The organism is Vibrio sp. STUT-A16 (assembly GCF_026000495.1).
In the GTDB taxonomy this organism is placed as follows: domain Bacteria; phylum Pseudomonadota; class Gammaproteobacteria; order Enterobacterales; family Vibrionaceae; genus Vibrio; species Vibrio diabolicus.
The window spans coordinates 1,456,511-1,473,045 of sequence record NZ_AP026766.1 but is presented as its reverse complement, the minus strand read 5'-3'; the positions used below and the strand labels follow the sequence as shown (position 1 = coordinate 1,473,045).

Here is a 16,535-nt window from a genome sequence, read left to right as displayed (position 1 = left end):
GAAATCCAACCACTACCCTTTAAAACTCAGCAATTTAGACTGGCTCATGGGGGCACTATTCACAAGCTACGAGAGAAATTAAATGAACGAAACTGGAGCAAAACCGCTTGTCGTATCGCTGTTAGATGCCACCGGGATAAAGAAAGCCATCACCTCTATCTTATCCACCATGGTGAGTTTTGGTGTGAATGATATCGCGCAGTTAATAGCCGCGGCAGTAGGTATCATCACTGGCATTATGGCGATTAAACATTACGCCGTATCCATCAAGCTCAACAAAGCGAAGCTAGCTAAATTAAACGCTCAAGAGGATGGCGCCGCATGACGATTAAAACAAGAGCGATTCAGGGTACGGTTTGCGCTGTCGCTTCCATACTTGCCATTGTCTTTAATATTGACTCAGAACTGAGCGTGAGCGAAAACGGCTTGCGTCATATCGCTAATGAAGAAGGATGCCGGCTTAAAGCCTACCAATGCAGCGCCAATGTTTGGACTGTCGGGCTCGGGCATACCAAAGGTGTAACAGAACACACCAAGATTACTGAACGTCAAGCAGCAGAGAAGTTTGTTGAAAGCGTTGCTGCGGCTGAGAAGGTGGTTAAAAAGTACATCACTAAAACGCCAAAACAAGGCGAATACGACATGATGGTGAGCTTTGTTTATAACCTTGGGGCAGGCAATTTCAAAAGCTCGACTCTCCTTAAAAAGTTCAACCAGGGCGACAACATTGGAGCATGTAAACAATACCCTAGATGGATTTACGTAAATGGTAAGAACTGTCTCATTGTCGAAAGCAACTGTGGTGGCATTCCCAAACGCAGAAACAAAGAACAACACGTCTGTTTGAATGGGTGGTGATCATGTTAGCAAGCCACCTCACGTTAGTTAAAAACCTTGGCGTCGTTGCTGCTTTTACTGCTATCGCTTATCTCTCTTATGACTATGGCGTAACGACGACTTTAGCCAAAGCCCAACAAGAGCAGAATGCCCTGTTTGATAAGTATGAACAAAAGCAAGATGAAGCCTTTACCCTAGCTGTTATCCTTGCCAAGCAACAACCTGACATCCGAATTCAATATCGAACTATAGAGAAAAAGGTGATTGAGTATGCCCAAGAAAATACTAATAAGCAGTGCATTGCTAATGATGCTGACTGGCTGCACATCCGCGCCGAGTCCGTGCGAGCGCATAATAGAGCAATCGGTATTCAGCAACCCGCCACCGTCACTGATGGTACCACCGCAACCACTCCATACCAGCGAGATGCAGAAGTCCTAGCCGAAGATGTAGCAAACATTCAGACATGTGCAGAAAATGCTCAACGCCTAAGAACATTACAGCGGTGGATTGCTGCGCAGCTGAAATGAAAATACATTGAGTTACGAGCAGTATGGCATCTTTGATACTTGAACCAAATCTTCTTAGATTAATCACTTAAATTAGAAAATGCGGACAATTTTGGGTATCAGAAAGTCGCGTAGGTAAGCGTCCAGTATTGTTGATATAGCTCGCAATTTATTTATTGAGCTTACCCCCTGAGTCAAGAGGAGGCCAAAATTCTTGGTTATTATTGGCAGTAAACGGCGTCTCATTTCTTTCTATATAAATTGTGAATTGGAGTCAGATTCAGCTCCTTTTTTTAAGCATTAAGTATTTTAAAGCCTATAAATTGAGCTACTCATCAACATTATGAATCAATGCACTGTTAATCATATTGCGCTACGGGCCTTTAATATGAGTTAATGACCAATTAGTATACAATGTGCATAAAGGAATGGTTGTAATATGAGACAATATGGACCGCTAGTTACAGTGTTAGTAGCTACCCTTTCATTATCTGGTTGCCAATCTACTATTGATGATGTAGCAAATAACATTACAAATACACTTCAAGACATTGGAAACCTAGGTGAAGAACGAGCTAAGCCAGCAGACTATGCAGTGTGGCATGAATCAGGAGATCAGTATTTTTACCAAGTTAGGATTTCAGCAAAGGTACCCCTCAAAGAATTTAGGGAACGAGTCCATTATGCCCTATCTCATGAGTCCGGGGCTGCATCCGAAGTTGAGTTTTATTCAACCATCGCTGATTTTGACAAAAATAGCCTTAACTTCTTTGACCGAAGTAATGCTTTTAACACGTTTATCAGCTCAAAAGAGTTAGGTGAAGGCAAAGTTATTTCTTATGAAGCGCCTTGGCTTGATATGAGATTTACCACTAAAGGTGACTATCACGTATTCACTATCGCTCCAAGAGAGACCAAGAATCGAGAGGGCAATAAGGGGCACTTTGAGCGAGGGTTATATTTTAACAACGGCACTAAGGTCGAAAACTTTCAATTTGATTTTGATAAATTTAGAAAACAAGTTAACTCAAAACTAAAAGAGCTGGAAGGAATAGCCATCTCAATTCCCGCGACAACACGTTATAATGGCAGCACCACATTATCTAACGATGATGTCACCGCTTTTGCAAATATACAGCGCCTCCACAATTCTACATATTTGAGCTCAAATAAGAAAAATGATTCAGAGAAGTCTGGTTTCTTTAGAACAAATGAAGGTGACGTTTTATTCCACTTCTCCCTGTACCCGTACAAAGGAGTGTCTAAGGTTCAGTATGATTTCTCACTGCCTTCCATTCAAACGTACTACAGCTTCCGAAATGGAAAGTCCACACCTTATAAGGACGATCTAGATAAAAACTACAATAAGGTCATCTTGAAGAGTGCGCTATCGTCATTTAATGACTAAGCTCTTTCCATTAATATTTTAGCCAAAAGAACGAAATGCCAGCTTGTGCTGGCATTCTTTTATAGCATTGACTTAAAAAAACTTTAATTAACCACCACAATAGTCAGATGTATATTAAGAGAAACGGACAACCCGGCGTTTGCTCGAACACCTTAAGCAACCGAACAATACTGAAGAACAACTGATGTTCAAACGTAAATTTGTTGAACGAAGCCAATAATTAAGTAAAAAACCGTTGGATAGGTCAGATAGGCATTGTATTCATAGGTATGATGGTACTTATCAGCCCTGTAAGATCGCGCATGGGTCAATATAATTAGAAACAAATCTATCTCAGCTCGATACTAAGCAACTTCGAGTTTTTTATACTCATTCTCACTGATAACTTTTTGCCCCACAAAGTCATTCAACTCTTTCATGGAGTCAATCAGGGGCAATAACTCATTCTTGTGAAATAACCAATCCACTTTGTTTAAGTCCAATGATGTGATGCTCTCACGGCGAACGCTCATCAGCTCAATCGGAACACGGTGGAGGGCTAGCACGTCATTCATGGTTTGGTTCTTTACGTCCTTAAACGCGTCTTTCGCTTCCACCTGACCAATCGGCTTCAGTTCTGGCGGGTTGGTGTCCTTCCCCTTAGCATTGACAAACATATTTTTGAACGCCATGCCGTCTTTCGCCTTGAGTTTGTCTTTGATTTCTTGCTCTTGCTTGTCACTCATATTCGGATCATTCATATAAAGCAAATAGCCTGCATGGTTACCATTACGGTAATACTGACGACGGAAGAGCGTGGCATCATCATTCAGCCAAATTGAGGTTAGCCCACTCACATGTGCCGGCAAACCGTAAATCTCTTGGGCAACATCGTAATCACAAAGATGGAACACCTGACCATGTTTAAAGTCGATTCGTCCGTCATCGTCGTACTCTTTGGGTTTGTACGTCCAACCTAAATCTTCACGGCGTCGCATATATAACGCTGGAAGGTGTTTAAGTTTGACCACCTGACCTCGCCCCCCAAAATTACGAATTACCTGCAAATAGCCATTCCCAAAGGTTAAGTAATCTTGTGACCAGCGCTTTAAGTCTTGGCGAGAGAGCAAACCACTTAAGGTGATCGCATATACCAAAGTATTGCGCTTAAACTCAATCGCACTGGAATGCATGGGATTCACTCGTAGAGCCTTTGCTAACGTATCAAGCGGGATAGGTGGCTCGTACAATCCATCAATCAGCGCGGTTTCTAAGTAACTGAGTATGTCACTGTTCATCACGCTCACAGGGTTCGAAAATTCAATTTCAATCACTTTGCCTCTCCACGGTTTGGCTTAGAAAATCTCAACGGTGGTGTCATCGTCGGTATTAATATCAATCGGCTCCCAACACATCACATGCATTGAAGCCCAAGCAAGGTCAGCATGTGAGCCAATCTTACTTCGGTTAGAAACAAACGTTACTTGGTTGCTAATATTGGTCGTCTGCTGTCGGATCATCAGGAAGGAATGCACCAAGTCGTCCCACTCGGCATCAAACTGCAATCGACCATTGTTAATGATTTCTCGCGCCTTATACGCCATCATCCGTTTAATTTCGGGCGAGTAGTTCAGCTCAATCAATGCCGGGTAGAACTTACGCACCAGTTCTGCAACAGCAGAGCCAACCCCGCTTGTATCTATCGCTAAATGGACAACATTGTATTTTTCCGTAATGGCGCGAATGGACTCTGCTTGCTGCTCATAGCTAGAGCCTTTTAGCCTCATACGTTCAATCAACCTGAACATGCCGCCTTTACGCCTTGGCTTGAGAGAAACCACCAAGCCAGCATCGTCTGAGCCGTCCCCGGTTCCGCCGCCTCTTGGGTCATAGCCCACCAATACCTCTTCACTACCAACAGGGTGCGCTTTTTCATGGTCCACATCATTCCAAAGTGACGTATCTGTTTTACAGCCCAGTAGCGCTTTAAGAGAGAAGAACGAAGCGCTGTCATCCAAAAACTTACAACGTAGCAAGTTATCGAATACCTCTTTAACTGGGTATTTGCGCTTCAGCTTATCCATGTTGAAGAAGTTCGCACCCTTGGCTATCGCATCATCGACGGTGATCATCTGACGAAAGATAAAGTCTTCCCCCAACGCACCATTTTTTAGTGCCTTGTGGCTGATGTCGATATTGTGCTCTTTCTTACCTTCCCATTTCGGGTACGCCTCGTGAGCCATAGTCGAAGGGGTGGAAATATAGGTCGTGCGGAACTTCGCTTGGATAGACATACCGCCAGCGTAGTCGTCCAGCTCGGCAAAGCGAGGGATCCAAAAAACCTCATCCCAATACATGTGACCGTTGAAGCCTTGAGATGTCGACACGTTCGTCGACATGAAACCTAGTTTGGCGCCATTACTCAGTTCAAGGTCGTCTTTACCCTTAAGGTCGACATCACCAATCTCTAGGGCAAACTTCCGAATGTAGTTCTTGAAGATGTAAGCCTGTTTCTTAGAGGCCGAGATAAACACCTGATTATCTCCGTTAAGCACGGCATCCTCAAAGGCTTCAAATGCAAAATAAAACGTGAGACCAATCTGGCGAGACTTAAGGTAAAAGCGGATTTCATTGATCGCATCATCTTGCTTGTGCCGGTGGATCTCTTTCTGGTACTCAAAAAACGTCTTCTCACGATACTCATCCAACATCTCTTTGGTGATGTGAGAGATATCGTTTTTGACCTTGTTTGCTTTGCGTCCTCGCTTGCTCTCCCCTTCCCCACTTCCAGCAGGCCGGCTGCGCTTTTTATCAGCCTCCACTCGCTTGTAGTGCTGGTCTAGCAGCATCTTCAGCTCACGTTCTTGACACTCTAGTTTGTGGTCAATCCACATCAAGTAAGCAATACGTTGACGCAGCATCAGTTCTACGGGCGAATCGTCCCGCATTTTTTTCCAGCCAAAGCGTGAAATCCACTGCTGTACAGTGCGCGTGGCAACGTCTACCTGCTCTGCAATCTCGGCAGGTTTATATTGGCGCAAGTACAACCCCAGCGCTTGGGTCTGCGCATGGGTGTAGATTGGCTCATTCTCAGTAACTACATTGGTATCCATGCTTGCATAGTGCTACAGGCTCCGTAATTACTCAGCCTGAGCGGTTTCTATATCAGAGTTCTAGAATCACCATGAATACAAAAAGATAAGGGCATTCGTTAGATTGGAGTCATCGAATTTAGGAGAGAAATGATGTTCAAGTCTGAGCCAATTTGTATTTTGAAGGCAGGCCCAACCGTCGATGGGCGTGAGGTGCCACAGCAGGTTATTGATGACATTGCTGAAACTTACGACCCGAAAAAGTACAACGCTCTAATCAACGAAGAGCACTTTCAATGGAGCTGGAAATACGGCTCAGTCTTGTCTACTGAAAAACGAGATGATGAGCTTTGGGCAGTCATAAAGCCTAACTCAATGCTTCTACGCACTGTTGAAAATGGTCAGTTACTGCATACGTCTGTTGAGTATCAAGAGGACTTTGGCAAAACAGGCAAAGCCTATCTCACAGGCTTAGCGCTGACTGACAACCCTGCTTCTCTTGGCACTACGCAAATCCAACTGTCAAATAAATCTGCTGACAAAACCTATGTGTCTACAGGGCAGACCGTGAATTTGTCTTCTCTCTCTGTGCAGGACTCTGAACACTCAGAGCAAAGCCTATTTAACAAATTTAAATGCTGGCTCAACGGCAATAACGCTGATGAGCAGCTCTCTCAACAAGAGGATGAAACCGAGATGAGTAAAGAAACTGAAGAGCTGCTTAAGCAAAGCATTGAGCAGAACAAAGAGCTAAACAGTCAGTTAGGTCAGCTCGTGACTTGCCTGTCAGCTAACAACAAGCAAGAAAGCCAAGAAGAAGGCTCTGATAATACTGGCGATGACGGCGAACTCACCAAGCTAAAGAGCCAGGTAGAAACCCTTTCAAACCAAGTTGGTGAACTGAGCGGCACAATCGAAAAGTTCAGCAAACTTACTGACGAAGATGAGCGTCAAGCAGCGGGCTCAGACGGCGAAGAAGAACTGTATCTATAACGCGTTCTTTCTCAACCAATAACGAATTCAATTAGGTAGTGAAATGGATAGAAAAACAGAAACGAAGCTGAGTGCTTACATTAAAAAGGTCGGTGAACAAAATGATGTAGCCGACCCAACTCAGAAGTTTAACGTAACACCAAACGGCACCCAGAAAATCATCGCTCAAATCCGTGAGAGCAACTGGTTCTTAGGCAAAGTAAACGTTGTGCCGGTTAAAAACCAGAAAGGCGAATCTATCGGCCTTGGTGTTACAGGCATGATTGCCAGCCGTACCGATACCTCTGGCGAAGGTGAGCGCAAACCGACAGACTTTTCAAGTATTGGCGCTATGCCATACATGTGTGAACAAACCAACTTTGATACGGCAATCCGTTATGAAAAGTTAGACGCATGGGCACACGACAAAAACTTCAACAAGATCGTCTCTTCTGAAACACGTAAGCAGATTGATGCTAATAAAGTCACGATTGGTTGGTATGGCGAGCGTGTTGCGAAGACCACAGACCGCGCAGCTAATCCACACGGTGAAGATGTCAATATCGGTTGGTATCAAGCGATGCGTGCTCACAATGCTGACCGACTGATTTCAGAAGTAGTAGAAGGCTCTAGCAAGATCCGTATCGGTGAAGGTGGTGATGGTTCAGCAGGCAAAGAGAAAGGTGATTTTATCAACCTTGATTTAGCCGTGCTTAACGTTAAAACGCTGCTTCACCCTGCCTGCGAAGACGACAGTAACTTAGTCGCTATTATCGGTTCTGATCTGCTTGGTTACGACAAAGCAAAGTTCTACGAAGCGCACGGCAATACGCCAAGCGAAAAAGGCAAGATCCAAGAGCTTCAAGTCATTGGAACCTATGGTGGCCTACCCGCTGTAAAAGTACCGGGCTTCCCTTCAACGGGCATCATGGTCACTAGCTACGACAACCTATCTCTATACATTCAGATTGATTCAGTACGTCGCTCTGTTGGTAAGAAAAATGACGCCAAAGACCAGGTGGAAAACTTCGAATCAATGAACATGGCTTACGTCATTGAAGAGTTGGGCAAAGCGGCCGCTGTCGAGTTCAAAAACGTCAAGCTCTGGATTAACGGAGCATGGGTATAACCCTTAACTAACACCCCCTCAATGCGGGCGTTAACACTCTAACTGTCTGGGTTACTCCAATGCCTGCGCAGTCTTCAGTGTTTGTCTGCCCGCATTTTTCAACCAAAAGGCGTGAAGCAATGCAATTTGTTGGTGATAAAAATGAGATTTTTAATTCAGAGCTACCAAAAACTGACAAATACCCAGCGCTCAAGGTGTCAGAGTTTCAGTCTCTGTTCCATTTCCTTAGCAATGAGACAGAGCCGGGCATTCTGCACCAAGCAACGGTATCGCGCATAAAGGTGCACCGAGAGCTAAAGGACACCATTGAACCTTTTGCTCACTTGAACGAATTGTCGCAAGTACGGTTTGAAGATGAAGATTCAGGCGAGACTCTCTACAAGCAGGCCGTGTTTGCGCTTACTGCTAGTGAATTGATTGGCATCCAACTCAGCAGTGACACCACTGCCGAAGCTGCCGACAGACAACAAGCACTCACCGATAAAAAGCAGCACTGCGAAGTGCAATATCGCCAAGCGGTTGACCTGCTGATTAACGGTGAAGAAACCTACTGTTTTGAGGTTGTGTAATGGAATCACTACAAAGTTTAACCGAGCTATTTAAGAAGCATGTCACCGACGCCAAAAACTTAACGGTTTGGGCAGAGAACGGAGTGATGTTCTCCTCTCAAGCGGAACAAGTCGATGGGTTTACCGTCGACTACACCGCGGTGGTTGACATGCAAGATGTTGCGATTCGGCCGAAAGCACTGTTCATGCACTTGGTGAGCTGGTTGAACAAATATGACCCAGAGCGACCAAGCAAAGGACTGCCTTTCCCTACCTTTGCCACCCAATTGCTCGACGACGGTAAGTGCGACATCCGCCTTAAGATTGATTTGAGTGAGGAGTTTTCACTGGAAGAGGATGTGCAAGGTGACTGGCTGCAAAACGACATTCGTTATCGCTGTGTGAGTGACTTTGAGCAAATTGCTGATTTAGAGGAGCTCGGTGAGCTGGTTCACCTCATCGGTCATCAGGATGATTTGCCATGCTAACACTTCAAACCCCAGAGCAACTCACTCAGATTGTTGAAAGCCTGGTCCTCACTGCAACAGAAAAATTTGAGTTAAACAAAAAAATGGCGAATCACGCACGTCAGTTTTTCCGCAGTCAAATCCGTTCACAGCGTGATATTGAGAACAACCCATATCAAGCGCGAACCAGCCGCAAAGTAACTGTGGTATCGCGTGGTAAACACGGCAAACATGGCGAAAAACATAGACGCTTACACGCTGCACTGAACACCGTGAACAACAAAAACATGTTGTATGGCTTTATTCGTGGTTTGCGAACAGAGGTTTCAGAAGAAAACTTTGCGGTCGGGTTAAAAGGCATAGCAGGCAAGGTAGGCCGAGAGCACAACGAAGGTTCAAAAATCACCTTCTCAACTCGAGTAAATGGTTTTTTCAATAATAAAACGGGTCGTTGGGAAGGTGGCCTTCTCACCAAGCGAAACTATGAAATGCCACAACGTGCCTTTATCGGCTGGACACCAAAGCTAGAGCGCGAACTCATGGCGATGGCTGCAGAACACTTTGCACTACAGGATGCAGCGTAATGAAAAAAACTGAACAACCCACATTCAAAATTAAACCCGCTAAAGGTCTGGTCGTTCGAGACCCAGAGACACGCGATCCTCTAAAAGCCGCAGGTGAAATCAAACCTCGCAATGCTTATTGGTTACGCCGCCTTAGCGACAAAAGCGTGGTGGAAGTCCAAACCACTACTAAAGCCACAGCCAATAAGGAGCAGAACTAATGGGAATTGGCTTTAAAGAGGTACCAAGCACAGCACGAGTGCCCGGTGTCTATATCGAAATTGACAACAGCCTGGCCAACAGCGCCGAAGACCTGCAATGCATTCTTGCTATTGGTAATGCGGTGGCTGAAGCAAAGGTTGCCCCAAACACAGTCACGCTATGTATGGATGAAAGCATCGCTGCTGATAAATTCAGCAAAGATGCAAGCCAATCAGACATTGTTGAGATGATTGAGTACTTCCGTAAGCAAGATGAAACCATGCCTATTTTCGCGATTAGTGTCGAAAATGGTGACATTGCAAGCGCACTTGCTGCACTGGGGGATGTTCAATATCACCACATTATGTGCTCACTCAATGATGAAACTACCGTTCGTGAGCTTGGGCTGTTCCTTGAAAAGCGTTATGAAGCATTAGAGCAAATCCCTGGTCTTGCTTACATCCCGAAAAAAGGCACTCATGCGGAGCTCATTACCTACGGTGCTGGCAGTAACTGCCCGTTAATCAGCTTCTTGCCTGTCAACAACTTTGGTGACACAGAAGACAAAGCCTTATCTGATGCAAAAGCGATCGGGGCATGGGTTGGACAAATCGCGCCTTCACTGGCAATAGACCCATGTCGCCCACTGCAAACACTCAAGCTAAACGGCGTTTATAGCCTTGCAGAACGAGAATGGGATTGGGCAGAGCGTAACCTGTTCCTCTATGAAGGGCTAAGTACCTATACCGTCAATTCTGCCAAGGAAGTATTGGTTGAGCGCCCAGTCACGGCATACACCGAAAATGGGGCTGGCATGGCAGATAACAGCTACCTAGACGTAATGACGCCAGCGACAGCCATGTACTACCGCCAAAAGCAACGCTCTCTTATCACGAGTGTGTACCCTCGTCATAAGGTCGCCAAAGACGGCACCAAGTTTGCGCCTGGTCAGCCCATTGTTACGCCGACTATGTTCAAAAGCCAGCTTCTCTCACTCTACCGAGATCTGGAATTAGCAGGCATCGTGCAAGACTTTGACGGCTATAAAGCCTCACTGATTGTCGAGCTTGATGACAACAACAAACAACGCGTCAACTATCAAGACTCACCACAGTTCGTGAATGGCTTGATTATTGTTGCGGGTAAAATTCAGTTCAGGAAGTAAATTATGGCAACAAAAATTACTAGCCGTGCCGTCATTAACGCTGGCTCATTAGGGCGCTTACCCATCAAAGAAGGCGCAGAGATTGGCTTTGGTAACCTTAAGCGTGAGCCTCAGGTGGGTGACGATGGCGTTCTTGGCTACTCAGAGTCTTATGAAGACGCTCCATCAATTAAGTGCACCATCATTCACGCAAAAGATACCGATGAAAAAACCATCGCAGAGTTTGTGGATGAAACGATCACCGTTGAAACTGACAGTGGCAAGGTCTACACCTTGAAAGAAGCGTGGACCGTTGAAACCCTGACTTTGAACACCAAAGACGGGCAGCTAGAAGTGCTCTTTAACGGTGTTGAGATGATTCCACAATAAGGAGTGATCCAATGCTAGCCATACTGATGAAGAGAAGCGCTCAACACGCAGCCCCCCAAGCAGTAACGTTAGCAGCAAGCACAGTGGCGAGTAACATATCTCGCCCTAGCCTTGCTGATAAACCGTGGGAAGATATCCAACAAATTCTAAAGCAGGATGTCTCTTACCTGCGCACGTTGTCCGGCTCGAAAGAGAAAGACCCATTTAAACAAGCGTTGATCGAGAAGTACCGCCAACTTATCCAAAAGTTACTAAAAACCCATAAGGGGAATTACGGCAACCTAGATGTGATGTGGCATTGGTTTCTATGGCATGTTGATTTAGGCAAACTCGAAACCATTCACGATGAATTCAGGCTCGCAATTGATGGGGGGTTAGATACCCCTTCAAACTGGAAGATGGACGGACAAACCGCTTTCTTAGGCTATGTTTTCAAATACTCGCACGAAGCCTATAAAGCCAACAAAGGCTTTAACCGTGAGTACCTAACCGGTGCCGTTCTTGACCTTCAAAAAGGCGAGCTGGCTACCAACGTTCCACTCAAAGTGAAAATCTTCCGCTTGGTCGGTGATTGGCACTACGAAGATGGCAACCGTAAAGAAGCTCATGACCTGTTTGAGTTAGTGATGAAACTAGACCCAAGCAAAGGCGGCTGTAAAGGCAAACTAAAAGAACTGAAGCAGGAGTTAGGCTATGACCAACCCGATTAAAGATAAAGGCACAAGCAAGATTGCCACGCTTGCTGTTCCAATTGAGAAAATGGTGAGCGGAGAGACGATTAAGATCACCAAAGTTGAGCTGCAAAAACCACACTCTGGTCACCTTCGTGGGGTTAACCTCAATGATATTTGCCAGGCGGATTTTGATGCAGGTAAGCAAGTCATTCCACGAATCTCAGAGCTTGATGAACGCGATATGCTAAACCTCGACCCTGCGAACTGGGCACCGCTACTTACAACACTCGCGACTTTTTTCGTCAGTACGGAGCGTTAGTAGAAGACGTTCCGCATGTAGAGCCTCTCTATGCAGACTTGGCAATGGCGTTTCGATGGCAGCCTAGCGAAATAGACAAACTGACTTTTGACGAGCTGCTGCATTTTCGGGAGCTAGCAATAGAACGATACCAACAGGAGAGCACATAGCTCTCCTTTTTTGTAAGGACTGATTATGAAAATGAGCCTCTCTGTCGTCATGGGAGTGATCGACAAAACCACAGCACCACTCAAAAAAATGAGTGAAGAGACTAACCGTTACGGCGAAGAAATGAAAAAGGTGGAAAAAGCCCAAGCGGAAGACTCAGCCTCAATGGGTATGATTGATACCTACAACAAATCGCTCAACGCGCTTAGAAAGAACAATATTGCTGTCGCGGCAGCCAGTGAAAAGCTTGATGAATTGAAGCGAGCGGCAAAAGCAGCTCAAACCCCAAACGCTGCCCTAACAGAGAAAATTGCCAAACAGCAGGATAAGCTCAGCAAACTAACTGGTGAGCAAAGTGATTACAGAAACGATCTCAAGAAACTCGGTAGGCAGCTAAAGAAAAACGGCATCAATACCAAGCAACTTGATAACGAGTATAACCGGCTTAACCAGAGTTATAAGAACCACGGCAAAGAAATAACCAAGCTGCAAAAGAGATACGTTGGCCTTCAAAAGGTGATGAAGATTCCGCGGGGCATCAACAAGGCTCTCAAAATGCCAACGGTTGAAGGGGTAAAAAACGGAGCGCTTGCCACTACTGGTGTATTGGGTTCGATGGCCGGCTTCGGGATTATTATCAATGACACTGCAAATGAACTTGATGAGCTGCAACGTGCTGCGGACGACATCAACATGCCAGTGGCAGAACTTCAGGCTATGCGCTTGCAAGCAACTCAATCGGGTGCAGAAGCGGAAGATATGGACGCAGCAATTAAAGAAATGGCATTGCGTTGGGGAGAGATGAAAACCTTCCAATCTGGCGCGATGAATGACTACTTTAAAGATACGGGCAACCATCAAGCCTATGAAGACCTGATGAACGCTAAAGATGCTGGTGAAGCCTATCAAGTGTTATTGCGTGAAATCGCAAAGGAAACCGACACAGCCAAACAGAACTTCATGGCTGATGAGTTCTTTGGTGGTGACAGTGAAAAGATGCTTAACGTCCTTCGTGGTGGTGTGGAAGGCTACCGACAAGCCAAGCAGCTACTTAATGATACAGGTGGCCCTGTGGAGCCAGAATCCACCAAGAACGCCCAAGCATTTAGCGAGTCGCTAGGCAAACTAAACACGATCGTCAACTCACTGAAAATCAGTGCTCTTACTCCTATCATGGCTGAGCTTTCATTCATCATGGAAGATCTAGCTCTGAACATGAAAGATATGGATTGGCGTGAAGAGAAAATTGCAGAACTCAGAGAAATTGTTAAAAGCGCGTTTAATGCATTTCGCACACTTGGCAGTGGCGTTCTTTGGCTGAGTGATAATATGTCCACTGTGATTGGTGTTCTTGCAGGGGTAAAACTTGCACTCATTGGCGTTAATGCCGTCGCTCTCGCTAACCCTTTTGGCCAAATTATCATTGCTATTGGTGCTGTGATTGCTATCGCTGGCTATTTGATTGATAAGCTTGGTGGCATTTCCGCGATAGTTAGCAAGATGAAAGCGTATTTCTCAGAGAACTCCATCTTTGAAATTCTATTCGACATCTCACCACTGGGTATTTTTATCAATGGCATTGATATGCTTTTGGAAAAGTTTGGGGGCTTTAGCGACATAGTCGAGAAAATCAAAAGTACCTGGAATAGCTTTTGGGGTGAGGACGAAGAAGTAAAAGAGGATCCAAATAAAGCCACCCATCAAAAAACGCAAGCCCAAGGTTACCAGCTAGCACAGCCTTCAACCTACCAGTCATATAATCCTTATGTGATAGACACCAAAGTCACAGGTACGGAAAAGGTCAAAGCTCAAGCCAAACAAATGAAAGAGCTTCAAAACCGCAATGTAGAGCTTGGTGTTACAACTACGGATATTACCAACACGCAGATTAACAAAGAGCAAGTTGAACGCTCTATCATTGAGCAAAATGACACAGCAAACTCAGTGACGAATGAACAGCTCCAACAGTCCTATGTTGTCGATCACCAAGTGCATGGTCAGGAAAAAATCAAAGCCCAAGCCAAGCAGATGAAAGAGCTTCAAAACCGTAATGTAGAGCTTGGCGTTACGACTACGGATATTACCAACACGCTGATTAACAAAGAGCAGGTTGAGCGCTCTATCACTGAGCAAAGTGACACCGCAAGCTCAGTGACAAATGAACAGCTCAAACAGTCCTATGTTGTCGATCATCAAGTGCATGGTCAGGAAAAAATCAAAGCCCAAGCCAAGCAGATGAAAGAGCTTCAAAACCGCAACATTGAACTTGGCCTAAACACCAATGAGGTCACTAGCCAAACAAAGAAAAGTTATGAGGAGCAATACTACTCAGCCATTTACCAAGGTGATGAGCCACCAACCATTCAGCCCTACAATCCATACATTATCGAAACTCAAATAAACGGCGCGGACAAAGTACAGGCTCAAGCAAAACTGATGAAGGAGATGCAAAACCGCAATATTGAGCTAGGTATCACTACCAATGAAACCGTCAATCAATCGGTGAACTCACAAAAGCAAGATGTTTGGGATACCTCCACTGACTACGTGCCTAGCGATAGCAGTCAAATCAACAAGCAATCAAGACAAAACGAGAAGTACCAACCTTTGGGCCATTCAAGCTTGAGTGGTGGTTACCAACCTCTCACAGCCCAAACCGTAAACAACAAGTCAGAGATCGATTTAAGAATACAGTCTGACAAACCTGTTGTGGTGGAAAAAGCCAAAGTAGATAAAGGAATAGACCTCAACTTAGATGTTGGGGATATGAGTTGGAGTTACTGAGTAAAACATCTGAGCCCTCTCGGGCTCAGTGGTCTCAACGCAACTTGCAACAAAGTTAGGAGAGCTTATTACTCTACCAAAATCCTTACTGTATTTTTTATTCGTACATTTAGATATACGTTAAGGTATACCTCAATGGTAAGTAGTTGATATGATGTCTACTAGAAGGAAAAAGCCGACATAAAAATATTAACTACGAATCAAACAAAACCATGTTGGTACACCTATAGTACACCTCAAACTCTCGGAGCCCTTTAAAAACAATGGCAATCAAGCCCACTATTTATAAATTTCGTATCGCCATTTCCGATATGAATAACGACTATTACGATTCTAAAAATCTAACTATCGCCCTTCACCCTTCAGAAAAACCTCAACGAATGCTAGCTCGTGTTTTAGCTTACTGCTTAAACGCTCAAAGTAATTTAGAGTTTACGAAAGGGCTTTCTACAATTGAAGAGCCTGATTTATGGCATGTTGGCGATGATCAAAGCATTGCTCACTGGATTGAAATTGGCGAACCAGAACCAGAAAGAATTAAGAAAGCCTCTCGCCTAGCAAAACACGTGAAAGTCTACACTTATAGCACTAAAGCGACGGTATGGTGGGATAAAATGTCAGGAAAGTTCTCAATGCTTCCCGTCAACGTAGAAAGCTTTGACTACGACGCTATCGACTTGATTTGTCAGCACCTTGACCGAGGCACTAGCCTTTCTGTTATGATTACCGGCAGCTCTATTTTTGTTGATATCAACGATCAACACGTCGAAGTAACGGTGAAGGAACTAAAAAGCCATGACGTCTCTTAGTGAACTGAGTCAAGAGATGGGATTCAAAGAAATTCCCTTCGTTAAAGAACATAAAGCGGCAAAGCGACGTTGGTTAAAAGAACAGTCACAACTGTTTACAAAAGTTTGTGAGAACAAACCCACCACGGCTCCTACTCTTCACCTGCTTGGTCTTTTGACTAAGTCGCATATTGAAGCCAGCGCTAACTATGAGCAACATGCGCATTCTGCCCAGCAAATGCAGCAAGTGCTGACTGACTCCTTGGGTGATGAGCACGCGGATAAGTTCACTAACCAGTCCGCAGAAGACCTTATCTTGATAACCCACCTTTGGCTTTATACTCAAGGCTATTTGAATATGGACTTTAGCTTGGCGCACGATCATGCCGAGCAAACTCAGAATACATTGCAACACGAACTTGTTGTAAAACGCATGGATGTTGATGCATTCAGAACCGAACTGATGCAAAGCTTTTATCTAGGTAGAGAAGCCAGTCCAGTTTCGACTAGCGGCTTTTGGGGCAAGTTAAAACGCTTATTTTCCGCATAAAATACATGGTTTTATCCATTTCAAACAACTGATA

At 44.8% G+C, this 16,535-nt stretch carries 20 protein-coding genes; 18 read left to right on the top strand and 2 right to left on the bottom strand.

The genetic code is table 11. The features are described from left to right. Window positions 1–82 precede the first annotated feature (82 nt). The 4 genes from OO778_RS23235 (at window position 83) to OO778_RS23220 (ending at window position 2,754) form a co-directional block, all read left to right on the top strand. Window positions 83–325 (top strand): hypothetical protein, encoded by a 243-nt coding sequence (locus tag OO778_RS23235; RefSeq protein WP_182032943.1) that lies wholly within the window; start codon window positions 83–85, stop codon window positions 323–325. Continuing rightward, on the top strand, window positions 322–858 hold the full coding sequence (locus OO778_RS23230; RefSeq protein ID WP_264911867.1) for a lysozyme: 537 nt from the start codon (window positions 322–324) through the stop codon (window positions 856–858). Before OO778_RS23235 ends, OO778_RS23230 begins: the two co-directional genes overlap by 4 nt. 2 nt (window positions 859–860) lie before the next feature. Further along, complete coding sequence (locus tag OO778_RS23225) at window positions 861–1,367, top strand: hypothetical protein (RefSeq protein WP_264911866.1); 507 nt, start codon at window positions 861–863, stop codon at window positions 1,365–1,367. Window positions 1,368–1,785: 418 nt separating this feature from the next. Next, a complete protein-coding gene (locus tag OO778_RS23220; protein WP_264911865.1) occupies window positions 1,786–2,754 on the top strand; it encodes a hypothetical protein in 969 nt (322 codons plus the stop codon). Between the two features lie 344 nt (window positions 2,755–3,098). Here the strand turns inward: OO778_RS23220 and OO778_RS23215 are convergent, their stop codons facing one another. Further along, window positions 3,099–4,067: a phage portal protein gene (locus OO778_RS23215; RefSeq protein WP_045419986.1), complete on the bottom strand. Its 969-nt coding sequence runs from the start codon at window positions 4,065–4,067 to the stop codon at window positions 3,099–3,101. Window positions 4,068–4,088: 21 nt separating this feature from the next. Beyond that, window positions 4,089–5,846 (bottom strand): terminase family protein, encoded by a 1,758-nt coding sequence (locus OO778_RS23210; protein ID WP_264911863.1) that lies wholly within the window; start codon window positions 5,844–5,846, stop codon window positions 4,089–4,091. A gap of 132 nt (window positions 5,847–5,978) precedes the next feature. On the opposite strand from OO778_RS23210, the gene OO778_RS23205 reads away from it, so the two are divergent. The 14 genes from OO778_RS23205 (at window position 5,979) to OO778_RS23140 (ending at window position 16,501) form a co-directional block, all read left to right on the top strand. Then, window positions 5,979–6,818 (top strand): GPO family capsid scaffolding protein, encoded by an 840-nt coding sequence (locus OO778_RS23205; protein WP_264912832.1) that lies wholly within the window; start codon window positions 5,979–5,981, stop codon window positions 6,816–6,818. Window positions 6,819–6,861: 43 nt separating this feature from the next. After that, the gene (locus tag OO778_RS23200; RefSeq protein ID WP_264911861.1) at window positions 6,862–7,926 is read left to right on the top strand and encodes a phage major capsid protein, P2 family; all 1,065 of its coding nucleotides are present in this window, start codon (window positions 6,862–6,864) and stop codon (window positions 7,924–7,926) included. Between the two features lie 119 nt (window positions 7,927–8,045). Further along, a complete protein-coding gene (locus OO778_RS23195) occupies window positions 8,046–8,495 on the top strand; it encodes a head completion/stabilization protein (RefSeq protein ID WP_264911860.1) in 450 nt (149 codons plus the stop codon). Further along, window positions 8,495–8,962 (top strand): phage tail protein, encoded by a 468-nt coding sequence (locus OO778_RS23190; protein WP_088879228.1) that lies wholly within the window; start codon window positions 8,495–8,497, stop codon window positions 8,960–8,962. The genes OO778_RS23195 and OO778_RS23190 overlap by 1 nt, the downstream gene beginning before the upstream one ends. After that, on the top strand, window positions 8,956–9,525 hold the full coding sequence (locus tag OO778_RS23185) for a virion morphogenesis protein (protein ID WP_264911859.1): 570 nt from the start codon (window positions 8,956–8,958) through the stop codon (window positions 9,523–9,525). The genes OO778_RS23190 and OO778_RS23185 overlap by 7 nt, the downstream gene beginning before the upstream one ends. Next, entirely contained in the window at window positions 9,525–9,725 is a 201-nt protein-coding gene (locus tag OO778_RS23180; RefSeq protein ID WP_045419972.1) for a DUF2635 domain-containing protein, read from the top strand. Before OO778_RS23185 ends, OO778_RS23180 begins: the two co-directional genes overlap by 1 nt. Then, the gene (locus OO778_RS23175) at window positions 9,725–10,870 is read left to right on the top strand and encodes a phage tail sheath subtilisin-like domain-containing protein (RefSeq protein WP_264911857.1); all 1,146 of its coding nucleotides are present in this window, start codon (window positions 9,725–9,727) and stop codon (window positions 10,868–10,870) included. Before OO778_RS23180 ends, OO778_RS23175 begins: the two co-directional genes overlap by 1 nt. A gap of 3 nt (window positions 10,871–10,873) precedes the next feature. Further along, window positions 10,874–11,239, top strand: a complete 366-nt coding sequence (locus OO778_RS23170) for a phage tail tube protein (protein WP_045419968.1) — start codon at window positions 10,874–10,876, stop codon at window positions 11,237–11,239. Window positions 11,240–11,250: 11 nt separating this feature from the next. After that, window positions 11,251–11,949 (top strand): phage terminase small subunit, encoded by a 699-nt coding sequence (gene gpM, locus OO778_RS23165; protein ID WP_264911855.1) that lies wholly within the window; start codon window positions 11,251–11,253, stop codon window positions 11,947–11,949. Beyond that, complete coding sequence (locus OO778_RS23160) at window positions 11,933–12,232, top strand: phage tail assembly protein (protein WP_264911854.1); 300 nt, start codon at window positions 11,933–11,935, stop codon at window positions 12,230–12,232. Before gpM ends, OO778_RS23160 begins: the two co-directional genes overlap by 17 nt. A 44-nt stretch (window positions 12,233–12,276) precedes the next feature. Continuing rightward, the gene (locus OO778_RS23155; RefSeq protein WP_082038263.1) at window positions 12,277–12,381 is read left to right on the top strand and encodes a GpE family phage tail protein; all 105 of its coding nucleotides are present in this window, start codon (window positions 12,277–12,279) and stop codon (window positions 12,379–12,381) included. A 25-nt stretch (window positions 12,382–12,406) separates the two neighbouring features. After that, on the top strand, window positions 12,407–15,163 hold the full coding sequence (locus tag OO778_RS23150) for a hypothetical protein (protein WP_264911853.1): 2,757 nt from the start codon (window positions 12,407–12,409) through the stop codon (window positions 15,161–15,163). 263 nt (window positions 15,164–15,426) lie between these two features. Beyond that, on the top strand, window positions 15,427–15,972 hold the full coding sequence (locus OO778_RS23145) for a YaeQ family protein (RefSeq protein WP_264911851.1): 546 nt from the start codon (window positions 15,427–15,429) through the stop codon (window positions 15,970–15,972). Continuing rightward, window positions 15,959–16,501, top strand: a complete 543-nt coding sequence (locus OO778_RS23140) for a hypothetical protein (RefSeq protein ID WP_053809554.1) — start codon at window positions 15,959–15,961, stop codon at window positions 16,499–16,501. The genes OO778_RS23145 and OO778_RS23140 overlap by 14 nt, the downstream gene beginning before the upstream one ends. Window positions 16,502–16,535 lie beyond the last annotated feature (34 nt).